General features: G+C 69.7%; 19 protein-coding genes and 1 pseudogene. 17 read left to right on the top strand and 3 right to left on the bottom strand.

The window, feature by feature from the left end:
- The first annotated feature begins 108 nt into the window (after positions 1 to 108).
- The 16 genes and pseudogenes from ACZ5ID_RS35090 (at position 109) to ACZ5ID_RS35015 (ending at position 16919) form a co-directional block, all read left to right on the top strand.
- Positions 109 to 564: a hypothetical protein gene (locus tag ACZ5ID_RS35090; protein ID WP_468906315.1), complete on the top strand. Its 456-nt coding sequence runs from the start codon at positions 109 to 111 to the stop codon at positions 562 to 564.
- Positions 540 to 3173, top strand: a complete 2634-nt coding sequence (locus ACZ5ID_RS35085) for an ATP/GTP-binding protein (RefSeq protein ID WP_468906312.1) — start codon at positions 540 to 542, stop codon at positions 3171 to 3173. The genes ACZ5ID_RS35090 and ACZ5ID_RS35085 overlap by 25 nt, the downstream gene beginning before the upstream one ends.
- Entirely contained in the window at positions 3164 to 4078 is a 915-nt protein-coding gene (locus ACZ5ID_RS35080; RefSeq protein WP_468906309.1) for a replication-relaxation family protein, read from the top strand. Before ACZ5ID_RS35085 ends, ACZ5ID_RS35080 begins: the two co-directional genes overlap by 10 nt.
- A 363-nt stretch (positions 4079 to 4441) precedes the next feature.
- A pseudogene (locus ACZ5ID_RS35075) lies at positions 4442 to 5224 on the top strand (replication-relaxation family protein); the annotation flags it as partial.
- Between the two features lie 324 nt (positions 5225 to 5548).
- Positions 5549 to 6148: a hypothetical protein gene (locus ACZ5ID_RS35070; RefSeq protein ID WP_468906306.1), complete on the top strand. Its 600-nt coding sequence runs from the start codon at positions 5549 to 5551 to the stop codon at positions 6146 to 6148.
- Positions 6094 to 6996: an ATP/GTP-binding protein gene (locus ACZ5ID_RS35065; protein ID WP_468906304.1), complete on the top strand. Its 903-nt coding sequence runs from the start codon at positions 6094 to 6096 to the stop codon at positions 6994 to 6996. Before ACZ5ID_RS35070 ends, ACZ5ID_RS35065 begins: the two co-directional genes overlap by 55 nt.
- Positions 6997 to 7134: 138 nt before the next feature.
- On the top strand, positions 7135 to 7725 hold the full coding sequence (locus tag ACZ5ID_RS35060; RefSeq protein ID WP_468906387.1) for an SAF domain-containing protein: 591 nt from the start codon (positions 7135 to 7137) through the stop codon (positions 7723 to 7725).
- Positions 7725 to 8552, top strand: a complete 828-nt coding sequence (locus ACZ5ID_RS35055; protein ID WP_468906301.1) for a hypothetical protein — start codon at positions 7725 to 7727, stop codon at positions 8550 to 8552. The genes ACZ5ID_RS35060 and ACZ5ID_RS35055 overlap by 1 nt, the downstream gene beginning before the upstream one ends.
- Positions 8542 to 10029: a CpaF family protein gene (locus ACZ5ID_RS35050; RefSeq protein ID WP_468906299.1), complete on the top strand. Its 1488-nt coding sequence runs from the start codon at positions 8542 to 8544 to the stop codon at positions 10027 to 10029. The genes ACZ5ID_RS35055 and ACZ5ID_RS35050 overlap by 11 nt, the downstream gene beginning before the upstream one ends.
- Positions 10026 to 10970 (top strand): type II secretion system F family protein, encoded by a 945-nt coding sequence (locus ACZ5ID_RS35045; RefSeq protein WP_468906297.1) that lies wholly within the window; start codon positions 10026 to 10028, stop codon positions 10968 to 10970. Before ACZ5ID_RS35050 ends, ACZ5ID_RS35045 begins: the two co-directional genes overlap by 4 nt.
- Positions 10967 to 11851 carry a type II secretion system F family protein gene (locus tag ACZ5ID_RS35040; RefSeq protein WP_468906294.1) on the top strand — a complete coding sequence of 295 codons (885 nt, stop codon included), beginning with the start codon at positions 10967 to 10969 and terminating at the stop codon, positions 11849 to 11851. Before ACZ5ID_RS35045 ends, ACZ5ID_RS35040 begins: the two co-directional genes overlap by 4 nt.
- Positions 11852 to 11889: 38 nt before the next feature.
- On the top strand, positions 11890 to 12105 hold the full coding sequence (locus tag ACZ5ID_RS35035; protein ID WP_468906291.1) for a hypothetical protein: 216 nt from the start codon (positions 11890 to 11892) through the stop codon (positions 12103 to 12105).
- Entirely contained in the window at positions 12105 to 12530 is a 426-nt protein-coding gene (locus ACZ5ID_RS35030) for a TadE family protein (RefSeq protein WP_468906384.1), read from the top strand. Before ACZ5ID_RS35035 ends, ACZ5ID_RS35030 begins: the two co-directional genes overlap by 1 nt.
- A gap of 5 nt (positions 12531 to 12535) precedes the next feature.
- Positions 12536 to 13006: a TadE family protein gene (locus ACZ5ID_RS35025; protein ID WP_468906289.1), complete on the top strand. Its 471-nt coding sequence runs from the start codon at positions 12536 to 12538 to the stop codon at positions 13004 to 13006.
- Complete coding sequence (locus tag ACZ5ID_RS35020) at positions 13006 to 13452, top strand: pilus assembly protein TadG-related protein (protein WP_468906286.1); 447 nt, start codon at positions 13006 to 13008, stop codon at positions 13450 to 13452. The genes ACZ5ID_RS35025 and ACZ5ID_RS35020 overlap by 1 nt, the downstream gene beginning before the upstream one ends.
- Positions 13452 to 16919: a LysM peptidoglycan-binding domain-containing protein gene (locus ACZ5ID_RS35015; RefSeq protein WP_468906283.1), complete on the top strand. Its 3468-nt coding sequence runs from the start codon at positions 13452 to 13454 to the stop codon at positions 16917 to 16919. The genes ACZ5ID_RS35020 and ACZ5ID_RS35015 overlap by 1 nt, the downstream gene beginning before the upstream one ends.
- A 77-nt stretch (positions 16920 to 16996) precedes the next feature.
- On the opposite strand, the gene ACZ5ID_RS35010 is transcribed toward ACZ5ID_RS35015, so the two are convergent.
- On the bottom strand, positions 16997 to 17542 hold the full coding sequence (locus ACZ5ID_RS35010; RefSeq protein WP_468906281.1) for an SMI1/KNR4 family protein: 546 nt from the start codon (positions 17540 to 17542) through the stop codon (positions 16997 to 16999).
- Positions 17543 to 17834: 292 nt separating this feature from the next.
- On the opposite strand from ACZ5ID_RS35010, the gene ACZ5ID_RS35005 reads away from it, so the two are divergent.
- Positions 17835 to 18062, top strand: coding sequence for a DUF6000 family protein (locus ACZ5ID_RS35005; RefSeq protein ID WP_468906278.1), 228 nt, complete (start codon positions 17835 to 17837; stop codon positions 18060 to 18062).
- Between the two features lie 189 nt (positions 18063 to 18251).
- Here the strand turns inward: ACZ5ID_RS35005 and ACZ5ID_RS35000 are convergent, their stop codons facing one another.
- A complete protein-coding gene (locus ACZ5ID_RS35000) occupies positions 18252 to 18749 on the bottom strand; it encodes a hypothetical protein (RefSeq protein WP_468906276.1) in 498 nt (165 codons plus the stop codon).
- Between the two features lie 384 nt (positions 18750 to 19133).
- Complete coding sequence (locus tag ACZ5ID_RS34995) at positions 19134 to 19730, bottom strand: hypothetical protein (RefSeq protein WP_468906273.1); 597 nt, start codon at positions 19728 to 19730, stop codon at positions 19134 to 19136.
- Between the last annotated feature and the right edge of the window lie 102 nt (positions 19731 to 19832).

Below are 19832 nucleotides of genomic sequence, written 5' to 3'. Positions count from 1 at the left end.
CTTCCGCACAGTCATAGGGAGCCACCCGACCCGGCACCGTCGCCGAGCGCGACCGCTGATTCGTCCCGTGCGGCCAGCAGGCGTCCCGCAGGAAGGACGACCGTCAGCATGGCCTCCTCCACGACGTCCGCCGTATCGACGCCGTCGGTCCTCGAGTCGGCTCTGCCGCCGCACGGCGAGGGCGCGGCTGGCGACAGGGTCATCCAGCGCTCGCTTCAGGCAGCCTGGCCCGCCGACCTTCCCGCCGCCGACGAGCGGGAGCTGCTCACCGCCGGGCACGCGCTGCTGCGCGCGGACGCCACGGGCATCGGCCGCGCGAAGTGGCCCGCGGTCTTTCCCGACGCGGGCCAGGAGGTGGTCCCGGCGTTCGCCACCGCCCGCTTCCGCATCCAGGCCGCGATCGCCCGCCGCGACGGCAGCCCCAGCAAGGCGGTGGTCCACCTGGTGTGGGCCGGCATGGACCGCGGCGGCACCTTCACTGACCTGCGCATCACCGACTGGCACTTCACCCGCACCACTTCGAAGAAGGGAGCACCGACGTGGACTCCGCAGCCCCGTCCCTGACCGACTGGACCGATGTCACGGCTGCCGGTCAGGCACTCGGCCTGGTCACCAGCCTGGTGGACGCTGCCGACTGGCTCTACACCCACTGGTACGTGCTCGCCCTGGCCATCGCTGTGTTCTGGGGCGTGGGCGAGTGGGTCGTACGCTGTCTCGCGGCCAAGGCTTCGGCCGAGAGGATGGCCCTGGAGCTCGTTTCCAACCGGCACTTCGACCCGAGTCTGGAGGAGATCTTTCGGCGCGGTGTTCAGCTCGCCCGCGCCTCCACCGCCATGCCCTGGTGGGCGCCCCGCCGCGCGAAGGCCGTGCAGATCCGGCTGCGGGCGGACGGCAGTGCGCCGTTGCGTTACCGCGTTGAGGGCCCGGCGGGCGGTGAACGGCTGCTGTCCATAACGCCGTTTGGACCGGACATCACTGTCAAGCGGGGCCGGCCGATCGTCGATCAGCCGCGGACGCACGCGGTGCGCGCCGAGTTCATCCTGCGCGGGAAGCTCATTTCCCCGCTGCGAGTGGTGCCGCTCAACCCGGATCCGCTCCAGCCGCTGGTCGACGCCGTGGCCGATCTGCGCGCCGAGCTCGGCGACCTCGCGGAGATCCGGCTCGACATTCAGCGCGCTCCGAAGTGGGCCCTGCGGGCGCGCCGCCTGCAGTTGATGAGCGCCGCGCGCCGGTCCGAACGCCGGGAGTCCCAGCGGGCGGCGTGCTGGCTGCGGCAGGACGCCAGCGGCATCGAGGACTCGCTCGGCTTCCAGTTGAAGCAGCTCCTCAGCGACAACCCCGGCTCGGGCAGCAGCCGGGGGCTGGTGATGCCGCCGGTCCCGCGCCGGGTGGAGCCGGCCGAGGCGCTGGGCAAGCTCGCCGAGGACGACCACCTGGTCCGGGTGCAGCTGCTGGTGATGTGCGCCTCGAACACCGAAGGCCGCGCCGAGGCGCGGCTCGCCCAGCTCCAGGCCGCATTCGACGTGTTCGGCGGCCGCTCACGGTGGGCCATGCGCGGCTGGAGGCTGGGCCCGTGGCGGTTCGGCGCCGACCGCTGGCCCACCCGGCGCGGCTTCGAGCGCCGTTGGAATCTGGGGCACTGCCAGCCGCCGCGCGCGAACTGGGTCCGGCTGGATGAACTGTGCGGCCTGCTCAAGCCTCCCACCACGCATTGCCGCCTGCCGGTACTCGCCGGTGACCTGCCGACCTTCGCCTTCGGCGAGAGCGAGTTGCTGCTGCAGGGCATCTACCGAGGCCCGGACGGCCGGGAGCGGCTGGTCGCCACCTACGCCGAGGAGACCCTGTTCGAGGTCGGGGTGGGCAAGGCCGGCGGCGGCAAGACCGAACGGGCCCTGGCACAGGCGATCGGCTGGGCGCACGCGGGCGGCGGGCTGATCTTCGTCGACCCGCACCGCGACTCCTGGCCGCGGGCCACCCCGTTCCTGGCGCACGACACCCTGATGCCTCGGATCGCACTGATCGACCTCAACGGTCTCGGAGCCAACCCGCGGATCAGTTCGTGGAATCCGCTCGCCATGCACCAGGGCCAGACGGCACACGAGGTCGTCGAGGCGATCGCCGACGCCTACGCCTCAGCCCTTGCCTGGGACGACGCGAGTGCGCCGCGCGCGCTGACCATCCTCACCGCCGCGCTCACTGTCCTGGTCGCCGTCAACGAGGCGGCCTGCCAGGCCGGCCAGCCCGAGGACCAGGCCACGATCTTCCACGTGCGGGCCCTGCTCACCGACGCCGGCTTCCGCAAGGCAGCCCTCACGACGGTGGCGGGCCGACTGGATGAGGAGACCCGCTCCTGGTGGACGTCGGTGTTCCCGACCCTGCCGCCCGACGCGTTCGCCGTGGTCCTCAACCCCATCGCCCGCCTCGCCGCCAATCCGGTCACCCGCGCGTTCCTCGGCCAGCCGGTCGGCGTCTACAACATCCGCACGGCGATGGACTCCCAGATGATCGTGTGGGTGTGCCCGGGCGGCAACGGGCCCACCGACCGCCTCCTGACCGCGCTGCTCGCCCGCGATCTGCTGCGGGCCGCCCGCTCCCGCAGGGATACGCCCGAGGACAAGCGGGTGGCGTTCCGCCCGTACTTCGACGAGCTGATCACGCTGACCGGGGCGGCCCCGGAAACGATCGCTGCGATGTTCGAGGATCTACGCAAGTACCGGTGCCACATCCACGGCATGACCCAGCTGCTGGCCCGCCTCCCGGCCGCGGTGCGGCTGTCTCTGGTGCAGAACGCGTCCACGCTGGCCACCACCGCCGGGTCGAAGTCCGCGGTGGCACCGATCACCACGGAGTGGGGCGATGACCCCAGCCCCGACCGGGTCGCCACCATGGACCGGTTCGAGCACTACGTCGCCATGAACGTGCACGGCCGGCGCATCGGCCCCGTCCAGCTGCGCGGGCCCCATCTCGATGACGTCTTCGCCGCCCAGGCCCGCCCGCAGGAGGTCCCCGCGCTGGAGCGGGCCGCTCAGGCGAACGCCGGAGCACTCCCACTGGACCAGCTCACCGACCGGGCCGCGCAGCAGCTCGGCCGCGTCGCCGCCTTCCTGGCCGCGCACTCCCCCGCCGGCGCCGCCGCCGTCCACCTGTCGAAGGAAGAAAACGAATGGACCTGACCACTGACCAGCCGAAGGACTGTACGGCGGCGGGCTTCACGCCCAGCCCAACCGAGCCCCTCGCGCATCAGCTCCTGGCCACCCTCGCGCAGCACCGCATGGCCTCCACCAGCCAGCTGCACGTCCTGCTGCGCCCGGACCGCTCCCGCCAGTCGGTGTCGCAGCGGCTGAATGATCTGCTCGACGAGCGCTTGGTCGACTTCGCCGTGCTGCCCCAGTCCTATCGCACCCGGGTCTGGTATCTCACGCCGAAGGGCGCCCGCCTCACCCGGGACTGGCCCGCACTGCGGGGCCGCCCGCCGTACCCGATCACCACGGCGACGGCTGCCTCGCTGAAGACCCCCCACACCCTGACCGTCCTGCGTACGCACCTGGCGTTCGTCGCCGATGCCCGCCGCCGCGGCGACGAGCACGGACACCTGGACTGGACCCCCGAGGTGTTCCACGCGATCGGCGAGGGAGAGAAGGTCGTCGCCGACGCGGTCATGCACTACACCCTCATCGACGGCCAGCAGAGGCGGAAACTGCGGGCATTCGTTGAGATCGACCGCGCCACCATGGGTGCCGAGCGGCTGGCTGCGAAGCTGATCGAGTACGCCCGTCTGTGGACGTACGAGCCGCAGCCGGTCGGCCGGCGCCGGCAGGCGGCTGGCCCCGGATGGCTGCGCTGGTACCCGGTGTTCCCACGCATCCTGTTCGTGCTGACCGGGGCAGGGCGTGAGGCGATGGACAACCGGATCAGCGACCTCAAAGCCATGGTCGCCCACCATCCGCTCGTGGCCGAGATGGCCCGCGAAGTGCCACTGGGAGCGGCTGTCCTCGAAAACGTCGAAGAGCACGGGGCCACCAGTGACGTGTGGGTGCCGCTGGGCAGCGGGAAGCTCGGCCCCTGGACCGAGCTGTGACTCCTCATCAGCCACCGTGGCCGAATGTCGCAGCCTTGCAACTAGACCCCAAACCCCTTGAGATTTGCTTACGCGAATATATAGTCTACTGCTACGCAACATGGACTCACCCTGAAACCTCCACGCTGGGCACCTACGTTAGGAGACGCCGCATGCAGCACGCTCCTAGTCCGATTCGCACTACAGAACCAGCCTTGGGCGGCAAGTGGCCCGACCGGATGCAGGACCTCTCTTACGTCGGGGACGCGTGCACAGTCCACGGAAACGGCGACTTCGACCTCGACAACCCGAGCGCAGTGCGCGGTCGCTTCCCCGGCCGGCACGTCACCCTCGACGTCGACGTGATCACCGTGTGGCCGCTGGCCCGGCACAGCACGGCAGACCGTCTCGGCGCCGCTGAACCAGCTGCGCCGCGACGGCCTCGTGGACTACACCGTGCTGCCGCAGTCCAACCGGTCCCGCGCCTGGTACCTGACGAGCGAAGGTGCCCGGCTGACCCGGGACTTCCCCGCCCTGCGCGGCCGTCCCGCCTACCCCATCAGCTCAGCCACAGCAGCCTCTATGAAGACGCCCCACACTCTGACGGTGCTCCGCACCCACCTCGCGTTCGTCGCCGACGCCCGTGAGCGGGGTGACGAGCACGGCCACCTGGACTGGACACCGGAGGTCGCCCACCCTCTGAGCGACGGCGAGCGGGTCATCGCAGACGCGGTCATGCACTACACCCTCGTCGAGGGTGAGGAGCGCACCAAGCTGCGGGCGTTCGACGAGGTCGATCGGGCGGCCATGGGCAGTGAGCGGCTCGCCTCCAAGCTGATCGAGTACGCCCGGGTTTGGTCCTACGAGCCGCAGCCCGTCGGCCGGCCCCGCTCACGGCAGCCAGCCGCTCTCGGGGAGGTGTGGCTGCGCTGGTACCCCGTGTTCCCGAGGGGGCTTTTCGTCCTGACCGGCGCCTCCCGGTACGTCCTGGACCACCGGATCACTGACTTGCAGGCCATGGTGGCTCAGCACCCTTATGTGGGCGCGCTGGCCCGGCAGGTGCCGATGGGTGCCGCAGTCCTGGACGACCTCGAAGAGCAGGGGCCCACGAGTGAGGTCTGGGTGCCACTGACGGGCGGTGGTCCGCGGCCGTGGACCGAGTTGTGACACCCGCCGTCGGCGTCACCAGCCAGCCCGAAGAACCGACGCGTCGGTATCTCGTTTGTACGCACAGCGGACGTACACAGTCGATTCGACCCGGCACAGCAAAGGAACGGCGCTACAAATCGAAATCCAACGGCGAAAGTGACCATATATGTCCCGAGTTGCACGAGGGGGCTCCAATATCAAGCTGGGAAGGGGCTGGCATATGCGTAATCTTGCGGTCACGCAAACGGACCGCCTTGGCTGGAACGGGCCGCGGTTGCAGGCCCACAGATGTCGGAGGCCGGCTGCATCGGCCCATCGCACCGCGTCGCACGGGGAGTCAACGTGACAGCTGCACGACCACGTTCATCGGGCCTCAGCGCTGCGGTTCGCGCCCGGAGGCACGTAACCGCTCTGCTCGTTGCCGGCGCCCTGCTGGCGCTGGCCAGCTGCAGCGACAGCGACTCGGGCGCGCCATCGTCGAAGCCCAGCACTATTCCGGCTCCTGTCTCACCGTCGGCCAGCGCCGCTGCCGGCGCGGAGGGCGCCGCTGCCCTTGCGGCGTACAACAAATCCTGGGACGCGCAGGTCGAGGCCTACAGCAAGGCCTCCGAGACGGGCACCGATCTGAAGAAGAACACCACCTTGAGAGCGCTGTTCGATATCGAGCATGACCTCGAGGTCATGCGGAAGGCCGGGCAGGTGACCACGGGGAAGCCGGTGATCAGTCCAAAGGTCGTGAAGGTGAGCGAGGCCAAGATCCCCACAGTCACGGTCGCGGACTGCATCGACACGACGCACTGGATCCTGATCGACAAGGCCTCGAAGAGGCCGGTCCCGCTGCCCACGACGCGGCTCATCAAATACGTCAGCACCGCAACGCTTGAAAAGTGGGGGAAGACGTGGATGGTCACGAAGTTGACTGCTCAAGAGCGAGCCTGCTGATCCGTCGCCTCGCCGCACTCACCGGCGCCCTCGCCCTGGCCTCGGCCGGTGTCGCTCACGCCAGCGATGACCCTGACGTCGGTGCCGGTAAGTGCCAGGTCATCAAGTTCTGCGTCGATGTCGGCGTCGGAGGCGAAACCGGCGGCAATGGCGGGCAGGCGGGTGGCTCACAAGGCGGCGGCGACGGCAAGGGCGACAGCAAGGCGGAGTGCGCGTACCAGAAGGTCGATCCCAAGCCTCCCGCCGCATGGCCGGGGTGGAAGGGCACCGACCCCACGAAGAACGACCTGTACTTCTACGGGTGCACGGACGGCGGCCAGGACAACCCGGACGGCTTCGTTGTCGTGCCCCTGGGCCAGGCTCCGGCACCGCAGGTCGATCCCCGGGTGCTGGCTCAGCGTGCCGTGGACTCCATGACCCTGCTCGGTCCGGACATCGCCAGCCCGCACGCGGCCGGGAAATACACCGTGGGTGTCCCGATGTGGATGTGGGTCAACCAGAGCGCCACGACCTACGGACCGAACACCGCGTCGGCCACGGCAGGCGGGGTCACCGTCACCGCGACCGCGAAGGTGTCGAGGATCGTGTGGGTGATGGGCGATGGCTCCGTTGTGACCTGCAACGGCCCCGGCACGCCCTACGCCTCCTCCCAGGACATGGCCCAGTCCCCCACGTGCGGACACCTGTACTCCAAGACCTCAGCCAGTGCGCCAAGCGGCAAGTTCCCGGTGACCGCGACCTCGACATGGACGATCAACTGGCAGGGCGGCGGACAGGCCGGCCAGCTCAGCGAGGTCAGGCAGACCAACGTGCAGGTGGCGGTCGGCGAAGTACAGGTCGTCAGGTAACGCACCCGGAAGGACAGAACGGTGAGCAAGACCCAAGAACGTGCAGACACCGCCCGCTCGAACGGAGTTCTCCAGCAGGGACGGGCTGCCGGGCCGGTGGCCCCGCCCCGGGTGTCGGCTCGCAGACGGCGACCAGGGATCATCGCCTTGTCGGTGGCGCTGATCGCCACGGGAGGCGCCGGCGTTGCCGTCCTGCTGCTTCAGGCCGGTCACCGCACCGACGTGGTGACCGTGGTCCGCGACGTCCAGGTCGGCCAGGTCCTCACCGAGACAGACCTCGGCAAGGCGTCCGTCGCCCTGGACCCGGCCGTCAAGGCCGTGCGCGCCGACGATCTGAAGTCGGTGGTGGGCAAGCGAGCTGCGGTGGAACTGAAGCCCGGCTCCCTACTCGCCCTCACACAGGTGACGAAGGACTCTCTGGTGCAGGCCGGCGAGCAGTTGGTGCCGATCGGCCTGGAGCCCAAGCAGATCCCGGCCACCGCTCTCGTGCCGGGACAGAAGGTTCAGCTGGTCCATGTCCCGGCCCAGGGCGCCGCTGACACGGGCAAGTCGTCGGATGCCGCTCCGAAGACCATCGACGGCCGGGTCGTGAAGGCCTCTGGCGCCGCCCCCGGCACAGGGATCGTGGTGGTCGACGTCGCCACCTCCGCTGCCTACGGCCCCACGGCCGCCGCATGGGAGGCGGCCGGTGCGCTGCGCCTGGTCCTGGCTGCTCCGGACGGCCGCTGATGGCTGTGATCGCGCTCGCAGGCTGCAGCGGAGCACCCGGAGTGACCACGAGCGCCCTCGCCCTGCTCCTGTCGTGGCCGCTCGCAGCGGACCGCAAGATGATCCTCGCGGAGTGCGACCCGGACGGCGGAGCCGTGCTGCACGGCCTGCTGCAAGGCACGCTTGGCGACCGGTACGGGCTGCGCAACCTGTCCGTCGCCGCCCGCAAGGGCGAGTTCAGCGACGCCTTCTGGCGGCAGCTGATCGACCTGAGCGGTGACGACGGCACGCAAGCGTCGCCGCGGGATCGGCTGCTGCTGCCTGGTGTCACCGACCCTTCCCAGGCGGCGAGCCTGGTCTCGGTCTGGAAGATGCTGATGCAGATGTTCCGCGGCATCGAGGCAGAAAGCGGCCACGACGTTCTCATCGACCTGGGCCGCAGAGGGGCGTACGGGCCCTGCGCGGTCATGGTCGAGCAGGCCGACGCCGTGTTTGTGGTGGTCCGCAACACCCTCCGCTGCCTGCAGGCGGCGGAGGGACGGGTACGCGCCTTGGAGGAGTCCGTCGGTGACATCAGTGTGCTGATGATCAACGAGGGCCCGTATCCCGCAGGCGAAGTACAGCGCGTTCTGCAGGTGCCCGTGATCGCCACACTCCCGTATGCGCCGAAGGACGCCCGCGTGCTGTCCGACGGAGCCGAGCAGCCACGTCACTTCACCCGCTCGTCCCTGATGAAGGCCGCGGCGACGGCCAGCACCTTGCTGGCCCAGCACGCCGCCAGGCGCAGGACCCGCCTCGATCCACGCGGCTTGGGTACGGCAGAGGGGAAAGTGACCCATGCACGCTAGGCCCCTGCATCCCGACCCCACAGTGGCACCGCTGCCCCACGCACCGACGCAGCCGGCCAACGGCACGCCTGCACCTGCCGGTGCTGCCTCGAGTGCCCATGTGCTCGGCACGACAGCGCCAGGGGCCACCGTCTCCTACCAAACGGCCCGCACCATTGCCTCCCAGGTCGCCAAACAGCGTGAGGAACTGCTGAAAACCACGCCGGGCATGGACCGGGCCAGCGAGGAGCAGCGCTGTCTGGAGTGGATCAACGAGGCTGTCGCGTTGTGGTCGGACGCGCAGGCGATGGCGCCGCAGGAGGATGAGGCGCTGCGGCGAGCCGTCTATGACCTGTTGTTCAGGGCGGGGCGTCTGCAGCCGTATCTGGACGATGAGCGGGTGGAGGACATCATCATCCAGGGCCCGGATGAGGTGTGGCTCGACTACGGCGACGGCAAGCGCCACCGGGTCGGACCGATTGCCGACTCTGAGGAGGAGTTGCTTGAGCTGCTGCGGGAGTTGGCCCGTGGCTCCGGGCACAGCGAGCGCACCATTTCCACCGCGAGTCCCACTCTCGCCTTGTCCCTGCAGGACGGCTCCCGTCTCCAGGCCATCACCGGGCTCGGTCCGATGACGTATGCGGTGATCCGTCGGCACCGCGTCGCCCACGCCGGTCTCGACGACCTCGTACGGCTGGGCACCATCGACTCGGTCCTGCGGGAATTCCTCGGCGCGTGCGTACGCGCCGAGAAGAATGTGATGATCGCGGGGAAGCAGAAAGCGGGGAAGACCACGCTGCTGCGGGCGATGCTCCGCGAGTTCGACCCGGAGTGCCGCTTTGCCACTATCCAGACCGAGGACGAGCTTTTCGCCCACGCCAACGGCTACCACCGCCAGGTGGTTTCCCTGGTAGGCCGTGAGTCCAACGGCGAGAAGGACGCCGCAGGGCGCGGCGCCGGTGAGGTGACGCTCCTGGACTTGATGCATCCCGCGCTGCGGATGTCGCTGGACCGGATCGTGGTCGGCGAGGTCCGCGGCCCGGAAGTCGTCGCGATGATGCAGGCGTTGACGAACGGGTCGGGCGGCAACCTGTGCACCATCCACGCCCGGCGGGCATCTATCGTGTTCGACCGGATCGCCGAGTTGTACGCGCTGGCCCAGGAGAACCTGTCCGAGCAGCTCGCTTACCGGCAGACCGCCAACGGTCTGGACTTCGTGGTCTTCGTCGACATGACCGATGAGACACAGATCGGCGGCCGTCGCCACCGCTACGTCTCCCACGTCCTGGAGCTGACCGGGATCGGTGAGAACGGCCGGCCCGCGACGAACGAGATCTTCTCCCCCGGCACCGAGTTCGGCGAGCTGCGGGCGGTGCCGCGGATGGACCCCGGCTGCATCGACGACCTGCGCCGCGTCGGCTTCGACTCCAGCCTCCTGCAGCAGCCCTACGGGGCGTGGAGCGCCCCCATGGCACTGAAGGTAGGGGTGCGCCGATGACGCTGGCGTTTGTGTGGGCCGTGTTGAGCGGCATGGCCGTCGTTGGCGGCCTGGTCGGTATCGTGGCGGGCTTCGTCGGGACCGCGGCGCCGCGCCGGGCCCCGCTGCGGCACCGGTGGCAGGCGCTGCGCGGCGGCGGGAACGAGAGTGCCCGGCTGCGGCAGGGCACGCTGGCGGTTGGTGCCTTCGTGGTGTTCGCGCTCGTGTGGCTGGTCTCCGGGAACTTCGTCGGCGCCCTGCTCCTGGGTGCCGCAGTCATGGGCGTGCCGTGGCTGGTCACCCCGGCGCAGATGGCCAAGGAACGCATCGGCCAGTTGGAAGGCTTGAGTGAGTGGACGCAGCGCCTGGCCGGCCTGCTGCGTCTGGGCATGGGCCTGGAACAGGCGATGATGACCAGCCGCCAAGGGGCGCCTGAGGAGCTGGCATCGCAGATCACTGCGCTGTCCGACCGGCTGCGTCTGGGCTGGCGTCCGGAGCAGGCGCTGAGGGCGTTCGCTGGGGAACTCGACGACGTCACCTCGGACAAGGTCGTCGCCGCGCTGATCCTGTCGGCGGGTGACCGCGGACCGGGCCTGGCGCAGGCACTGGAGGACCTGGCAGGCACGGTCCGCGACGAAGTCGCCCGCAAACGCTCCATCGAGGCAGACCGGGCAAAGCCGCGCACCACGGTGCGGTGGATGACGATCATCACCGTGGGCGTCGTCGTCGGCGGGTTCCTCGTGCCGTCCTATACGAGGCCGTACGCCACGCTGCTGGGGCAGCTGGTGCTGGCGTTCTTGGTGGCCGGGTTCGTCGCCACGCTCGCGCTGATGCGGCAGCTGAGCGCCTTCCGCCGTATCCCGCGTTTTCTGATCAGTGACCCCACGAGCACCGTCCGGCTCCCTGCGTCCGCGCCGGAGCCGGACCTGCCCGTCGCCGAGCCGGCAGGAGGTGAGCGGTGAACCTGCTTCCCGTTGTTCTGACCGGCGGCACGGTCGGCGCCGGCGTGGCGCTGCTGATCCGGGAACTTCTCCTGCCGCAGCCCGCGTTGGCACCGGCCCTGAAGCGCACTGCCCCCGCTGCGTTGGCGGTGCCCGAGCCGCACCTGGAGCGCGAGGAGGTCTGGGGCCGGTGGCTCCTGGCCCGCCTGGAGCGCATTCCGGGTGTGCGTGTCCCCACGACCGCTCTGGCCCTGCTCGGACTGGGTCCGGGCCAGTTCATGCTGAAGAAGACCGCGCTCGCCGCAATGGGTCTGCTCTGCCCGGTGATCGCGACGGTTCCGTGGATCATCGCGGGCGTCGGCCTGCCGTTCTATGTGCCCGCAGGCGCCGGACTCCTCGTCGCGGCCCTGCTGTTCATCACGCCCGACCTGGCGGTGCGGGACCAGGCCAAGCGGGCGGGGGTGGAGTTCGCCCATGCCCTGTCCGCCTACCTGGACCTGGTCGCGCTCAAGCGGGCGGCCGATGCCGGTCCCGCCGAGGCGCTGGAGAAGGCCGCCGCAGTCGGTGAGGGCTGGCCTTTTCTCTTCCTGCAGGGCGCGTTGCGCCGAGCCCGCCTGGAAAAGATCCCGCCGTATCAGGCGCTGTCGGAACTGGCCGCGCAGTACGACCTGCCTGTCCTGGACGACGTCGCCGACATCATGCGTGGCAGCGCCACCGACGGCGCCGCCGTCTACAAGGCACTGCGGGCCCGCACCGCCGCCCTCAACGCCGAACTGCTCGCCGATCAGGGAGCCGAAGCCAACGCGGCCAGCGAGAAGATGACCGCCCCGGGGGCCCTCCTGGCCGTCCTGGTGATGCTGCTGATGGCCTTCCCCGCGGTGATCCGCATGCTCACCGTCTGAGCCTCCCACTCATTCAACGACCGAAAAGGCAGGGAAACATGACGCACATCGCAGTCCGCAGCCGCCGTGCTGTGCTCTGGCTCACCACGCGCGCGCGGGAAAGCCTCCAGGAAGCTGCGCGCCGGCCGGACCGGGGCGACATCTCGATTACGACCGTCATCATCTGGGTGGCCGCCGTCACCGGTGCTGTCCTGATCGCCGGGACCATCGCCGTCGTGATCGCCAAGTACAACGGAAAAATCGGCGGCCTGTGATGAACCCGCCCGCCCGGCTGACGCAATGGTGGCAGGGGCGGCGGTGGCGCGAGGACCGCGGGGACACCAGCATCCAGATGGCGATTGTCTTCCCCTTCGTGCTGCTCGCCACCGCCGCCGTCATCCAGGCCTCCATGTGGTACTACGCCCGGCAGATCGCCCTGACCGCCGCCCGCGAGGGCCTGACCGCCGCCCGCGCCTACCAGTCGACCCCAGCTGACGGTGCGGCCCAGGCACGCCACGTCCTGGGGCGCACCGCCGGTGACAGCCTGCGCGGCTACAGCGTCGCGGCCAGCAGCGATGGGCAGCGCGTGCGGGTGCGGGTATCCGGAACTGCCCTGTCGATGATTCCAGGAGTGCCTGGCCTGCACATCAGGCAGTCGGCATCCGGGCCAGTAGAGCGCTGGACGGTCGCGGGGAGGTGAATCACGTGCGCTCCGTTCTCCCTCCTGCCCGCGGACCTGCCCGCGGACGCGGACGTCGCGGTGATGAAGGCAGTGCCGCGATCGAGGCGGCCATCATTCTCCCGTCGCTGATCATGTTCCTGTGCCTGGCGATCGCGGGCGGCCGGATCCTCACCTCCGGCGCAAAGATCGACGCCGCGGCCCAGGACGCGGCGCGGGAGGCATCCATCCACCGCACGATGGCCGCCGCCCAGAGCGCCGCGCAATCCGCGGCTGCCGAGTCCCTCGACGACCAGGGCATCACCTGCGCGTCGACCCACGTCACCGTCAATACCGGTGGTCTCGCCGTGCCCGTGGGGCAAGTCGGCACGGTCACCGTGACCGTGACCTGCACCGTCAATCTGTCCGACCTCCTGCTGCCCGGCGTGCCAGGAGCCAAGACGATCACGTCGACGGCGACCTCCGTGGTGGACCGGTACCGACAGAGAGATGCCTGATGATCGTGCGTCGGTCCCTGCAGATGCGGTGCGACGACCGCGGAGGCATCGCCGTGTTCGTTGCCGTGTGCGTCGTCGCGCTGATCGGCATCATCGGCCTGGCCGTCGACGGCGGCAGCAAGATGCGCGCCACCGAACGCGCCGACTACATCGCCGGTGAGGCCGCCCGGGCCGGCGGACAGGCTATCGACCCCACCGGCGCCATCAACGGCACCGCCATTGCCGTCGATCCGCAGGCGGCAGCCGCTGCCGCACAGGCCTACCTGAATTCAGCTGGCGCCACCGGCACCGTCAGCATCTCCGGGAACGGCAAGACGCTGAATGTCACGGTCACCGGTTCCTACACCACAAAGTTCCTGCCCGTGGTCGGGATCGGCTCCTTGTCGGTGACCGGCCACGGCAAGGCCACCCTCCTTCATGGCGTCACCGCCCCCCAAGGAAACTGATGCACTCCACCACTCGCTCCGCAGCCGCCGGCCGCACCCTGACACGGGTCCTGTCGGCCGTGCTCAGTCTCCTGGTCCTGACGGCGGTCGTCGCAGGACTGCCGCTGCTGCTCACCTGGGCAACCCCGGTCATCTGGGCTGCCACCCACGATGACCTCGCCCACCTCCTGGACCGGCAGGACACCGGCGGCCTGTTCGTGCTCGTGCTCGTGCTCATGGCCTGGGTCGGGTGGGCGCAGTTCACGTTCTGCGCCGCACGCGAGCTGACCGCGCAGGTACGGGGCCGGACCTGGCATGCCCCACGTGGGATGGGTGCCCCGCAGCGCGCCGCAGCTCTCCTGATCGGCAGCATCCTGGTGCTGCTGCCCACGAGCTCGGCCCTGGCCTCCGATGCACAGGCCGCACAGTCCACCATGTCGAGCCTGCTGCCCGGCCAGGCAGACAACGGCGGCCAGAAGGCCGACGCCGACCAGGTCTCCCCCGCAACCCTGGCTGGTACACCGACGTCGCCCACGTACACCGTGCGCGAGACGCGGCCGGCGGAGAGCCTGTGGGGCATCGCCGAGCGCGAGCTGGGAGAGGGCGAGCGGTGGCGGGAGATTGCGCGCCTGAACGAAGGCCGCCCCATGGCTGACGGCGTTGTCTTTCGCGCGAACAGCTTTCTGCAGCCCGGCTGGCAGCTGACGATGCCCGCGACCACCGGCGCTCCAGGAGGCGTCCAAACGCAGCTGGGTGACGGGCCGGCGGCTGTCTCCGAGAACCCCGAGCATGTCGTCACGGTGCACTCGGGCGACTACTTGTCGAAGATCGCGCAAGAGGAACTCGGCGACGGCGACAAGTGGCCCGAGCTGTTTGACGCCAGTCAGGACAAGCCGCAGCCAGACGGCCTGCCCAAGATCACCGACCCGGACCGGGTCTACGCGGGGCAGCAGGTCACCGTGCCCGGCACCCGCCCCCCGCATTCCAGTCCGCCGCAGCGCGAAGACGACGGCAATGGGTCGGGCAGGCAGGCCCCCACTGCCCCAACGCCGAAGACGCCCCGCGCCCAGCAGACGCCCGGCGGTGACGTGCGAGATGCGCCAGCCCCGGGCCGCAGCGCGACAGCAGCGCCAACGCCGCCGGCACCCAGCACAGCGAGCCGCCGTCCCGCCGAGCCGCCCCGAGAAGCACACAGCCCCCCTTCCCCTGCTCCTTCAGGACGGCCGCAGCCGGGCAGCAGCGCCTCCGACGCCGCCTCTGCGTCAGCGTCGGCGACGCCGTCCAGTTCCGCTGCCCCCTCCCCCGCCGCCACGGCGTCACAGTCACCGGTGGCGCGGTCCGAAGGCCTGCTGGACCTGCGCACGGTCCTGGGGGCCGGCGCCCTGCTGGCGGCCGCTATCACCGGTGCTCTTGCCCTGCGCCGCACACTGCAGCGCCGCCGCCGCAAGCCCGGCGAGACGATCGCCATCGCGTCGCAGACGTCCATGGCCGAGGCCCAGTTGGCGCAGGCCGCCGAGCCGGGCGGTGCTGCCCGCCTGGACAGGGCCCTGCGGACGCTGGCACACCAGGCGGCCCGGGAAACGGACACGATCCTGCCTCCCCTGCGGGCTGCCCGGCTCGGTACCCGCGCCGTAGAGGTGCTGCCCGAGGATCCCGCCCAGGACCCCGCGGCGCCCTTCGCCGCCGGACAGGACGGATGGTGGGCCCTGCCCTCGGATGCCGTCCTCCTGAAGGAACAGGACGCTCACGACGTCCCCGCCCCATACCCGGGGCTGGTCACGATCGGTAGCACCGAAACGGGAGACCTCCTGCTGCTCAACCTCACACAACTGCCCGTGCTGCTGCTCGACGGCAACCCCGTCCACATCACCGAGGTCTGCACCTCCCTCGCCCTGGAACTCGGAATGAGCCCGTGGGCAAGCGAAGTCGAGATCATCACCGTGGGGTTCGGCGAGGACTTGCCGCACCTGCTGCCCACCACGCGGATCGCCCACATGCGCCAGCCCGCCCACGCGCTGCGCGATCTGGGCGAACGCCTGCTGGAAGCGCACCAAATGCCGGAAACCCAGCACCAGCCGTATCTCCTGCTGTGCGCCTCCTCCCTGGACGAGGACACGGCCTGGCAACTCGCCGACCTCATCGGCCGGGCAGGGACAGTTCCTCTCACGCTGATCGCCCCGGCGAACACAGCGGCCGCGTCCTTCCCCGAGGCGGAGATCCTCAACGCCTCCCTCAGCGACCCGCAGCACCTCGACGCCGCCAACACCAGCATCACCGTGCAGCGCCTGGAGCACGCCGCCTACGCGCAGATCACCACAGCCCTGAAGGTGTCCGGGCAGCCGCCCCACCCGGCCGAGGGACCCTGGGAGAACATCCCGGACGAGCTCGACACGATGCCGGAGCCCGATCAGGCAGCGCACGAGGAATCCACCGCGCCCGCCTCCGCTTCACCCCCGTCGCCTGCGGCGGCTACGGAGGTAGGCGGCGAGGTCTTCCCGGCCCTGCTCGCCGCCAGCACCGATCCCTGCGGGCTACGCCTCCTCTCCCCCGCCGCCCCATCGCCCAGGCCCGACACCACCCCGGGCCCGGGCAGCAAGACAGCGCAACCGCCGGCTGCGACACCCCCGGTCGCTGCGGCCTCCGCCGACGCGCCAGAGGCCGGCACCGGTGACGGCCCCAGGCACGCACCCACGGAACCCACGGCCCTGACAGGAGAAGACGCCGAGGCACAGGACCTGCACGCTCCGGAAATCCGGGTCCTGGGGCCGGTTGAGGTGACGGGCGTGGACAGCACCGGCCACGGCCCGCGGATCTCCCAGCTGGCCGCCTTGCTGTACTTCCGGCCCGGTCGCCATGCAGATGCCCTGTGTGTGGACATGGCCCCCCTCAGCCCCTGGTCAGTCAGCACCCTCAACGCGCGGATGCGGGGCCTGCGCAGCTCCCTGGGCAGCGACTCCTCCGGCACTCTCTATGTGCCACGCCGCAAGTCGGGTGCAGACCCCTACAAGCTCGCTGGCGGCGTGCGCTGCGACTGGACGCGTTTCCTCCAGCTTGTCGAGCGCGCACTGCCCCTGGGCCCATCCGGTCTCGCGGACCTGGAGAAGGCGCTGACACTCGTGCGCGGCAGGCCCTTCGGCGGCCGGCCCCTGCCGTGGGCCGAGCCCTACCAGCAGGAAATGATCACGCGGATCATCGACGTCGCACACACCGTAGCCACCTACCGCATCCCCCACGGCCCCCAGCACGACCTCAGCGCCGCACGCCAGGCCGTCGCGACCGGACTCGATGTAGACGACTCGGCCGAGCTGCTCTACCGCGACTGGATGAGGCTCGAGGCCGCACGCGGGAACCGCTCTGGGCTGCACACCGCGATCACCCGTGTACAACAGGTCAACCAGGCTCTTGACTGCTCACTGGAGATCGAGACCACGCAGCTCATCGACGAACTCCTCAGCGGCCCGGGCTCGGCGACACGCAAGGCCTTGTAACAGAGGTGCGTCCAGCGGACGGGCGACCTTGCCCCTCGTGTCTCCACACCTGGGGCGTGATTCAAAGTCAGGCCCTTTCAGTCCTCGTCGTACCAGTCCTTGCCGCTCGCCCAGTGCGCGACCCAGGCGGCGAAGCCCGGTTCGCCCTTGACAATCCCCGTGTCGCCGCCGAAGGGAGCCGCTCCTTCGCCGCTGATCCACCAGATGTGGCCGCGCTGCGGACCGGAGACGACCAGATGCCAGTACATGCCGCAGCCGTCGGTGCCCAGCACGACCGACCCATGGTCGAAGACGGCCTCTGGAACATCGTCGGAGTCGATGTCGTCATCGGCGTCCCACATCCATCCCTCCGACAACGGGAAGGGCAGAGCGAGTTTGCGCTCGTCGCGGCCGGCACCCCAGTCGCCGGGCATGCCAGCGAGGGGGAGAAGGCCGTATTGAGGCGGCCCCTGCTCGCAGCCGTCGGATATCTCCGCCACGCACGTGCGGTAGGGCTCGGGCAGCACGATGCCGTGCTCCGCCTCGAAGGCGCGTACCGCTACCCAGCCGAGGGGAGAGCCTGCGTCCTCGAAGGCGGTGCGCAGCAGGGCCAGTTCGGCCGGATCAGCCTGATCGACATTCATGGACCAACACATATCACCGGGCACTGACAGTCTTGTGCGAAGCCAGAGCCCTGGTGCGCATCAAGCCACCACCGTGGCCCGTGTATGAATTCAACAGGGGTTTAGAGACGGGTTCTGCCCCCCTCCGCCGCCAGACCCATATCTGCGGCGGACTCGATGCGCGGTGCCTGGGAGGTACTTGACTACGAAAGGCCAAGCTCGTCGGTCCCGGCGCTAAACGCTCTACCTGGCCCTGTAGCGGTCTATCAGGCCGTCTGAGTTCCAGGTGGCCCACAGAAGAAGCCCACCTGAGATGCATTGGGCTTTGCGCAGGGCGGGGAGCCGCTCAGTACAAGGCAGTGTCCTGCGCCGATGTCCGGGCTGGACAGACAGCGAGATCCTCACCGCCTACCTCGACCACTACCTGGCCCGCACCGACCTCCACTACGACCAGGCCGCCGCCCTCGGCGCCCTTCTCCACCTCGACGCCCGGCTCGCCACCCACTACGCCGACCGCTTCACCCAGCCCGACGGTCCATAAAACCGCTGGGTCGAGGGCGTGGGGCGCCTCGGCTACCCCAGCCACGACCCTGCGCCGCTGGGCCGCTGGACGGACCTCCAGTGCGGCTTCGCCAACGGGTGGTCCGCCGTATAGCCACACCTAGGGGCCTTGAACCGTTGCTGCCCTTCTTGGTCACGTGCGTTTCCACGCGCTTGGGGCACGCGCGGTCTAGGCGTCTGGCCGTGCCCATCGCTTGGTGATGTCGGGCTGGGAGGGCGGCGCCGGCCATGTCTGTATCCGGATTTCTTCCCTGGCGTCGGGCTCGTCCTCGCTGTCGGGATCGGGGAAGGCAGCGGCTTCGAGGTTCCGCCGGGAGGTGCGGATGCGCGTCCATCCGGCGGGCATGCCGAGGCGTGCCGCGTCGGGAACAGAGTCGGTACAGCCCAGTACGACGAGCCGTCCCGAGGCCAGGTTCAAGCTGGCCTCGACGACGTGGTCGAAAAAGTCACTGTCGTCGTCCGGCCGGGCCGTGAGGACTTCGATGGTGACGTCGACGGCCCCGTTGACAGCCGTACAGAAAGCCAAGGCGTGGTCACCGACACCGAGCCCGTCGAGGATGGCCCGCTCGGTCCACACATCACCGACGCCGGTCCCGGTTGCGGCAGAGTCGTCATCCATGACGTAGATCTGGAAGTAGTCCGCAAAGACCTCAAGGTTTGTCGCCACGCAGGCATCATGCCCGCTGAGCGGGAAGGCCAGCAGAGTAGGGTGGAACCGGTGTGGCGGGCTTACGAGCGACCAGTCGGCATCAAGGCCTACTACTCCCCGTGCGCAGCCTGTCCGAGCTGGACGAGTACGACTCCCCCGGCCTGGGCGGGTTCGTTCAGGGCGAAGGAAGCCGGTCTCCGGTGGCAGAGCGACTGGCCTGCGTTGGTTCGTTCACGGCGTGTCTTCAGCAGCCTGGTGTCCGGCCTGTTGAGCAGGCCATGGGCCCTGGCTCCGGCCGTTCGTCGCCAGTGTGCCTCCTGTCCGGGGCCGCCATGCTCTTCCCTTGGCCGGCGTGCTCTGGCCTGGGCGCCGTGGACGATATTCGGCCGGAGCTGGATGGGGTCAGAAGGGCAGATCGTCGGCGTTGTTCCAGGGGATGTCCGGCGTCGCGGTCGGCGATGCTGGAGTGATGGCCTGGGAATCACAGACCGCGAAGGCGTCTCGCTTTGGATGCAGGTCCGTGACGTCCTCGCCCCAGGCTTCGAGCGTCGCGATTGCCCGTTCGCGGTACTGCCAGACCTCGCTCACCGCCAGCGGATTCCGGAGAAGCGGGACCAGTCTCTGTCGGTGCCGGGTCAGGCGTCGGTCGTCCAGCAGCGGAATGCATGCGTCGACCGCGGCTTCGCGCACGTGCGGGTCGGGGGCATCGAGGAAGGCTGCGACCGCGGAGTAGAGCAAGGGCCGGAGCAGACAGGTCTGGACGAATGGGGGGTAGTCCTCCGGGGGGAAGCCGCAGCGGCGGCTGCTCGCGGCGGCGTCGTCACTGGCCGCGTCGGCGACGGAGCACAGCCAGCCCAACAGCGCGGCGCGCAAAGGGCCAGGGACGTCATGGGGCTGCTTGTCGACGGGCAGACCTGCTCGCGGGTCAGTGAGGATCGCGGCGACGTAGAGGGCGGCGGGGACCGTCGCGTCATACAGAGTGTTCTGGTGGTGCACCACGTAGTGCTGATGGGAACCTGCGAATTTCCCCAGGCTCGCTCCGTTTCCCCACTTCGTTCAAATGTGGATGAAGTGGGGAGGGTGGGGATTGCCGATCGTGCG

Source organism: Streptomyces sp. NPDC031670, from assembly GCF_055580545.1.
The sequence above is the reverse complement of the archived record's forward strand: the minus strand, read 5'-3'. Positions and strand labels throughout refer to the sequence as shown.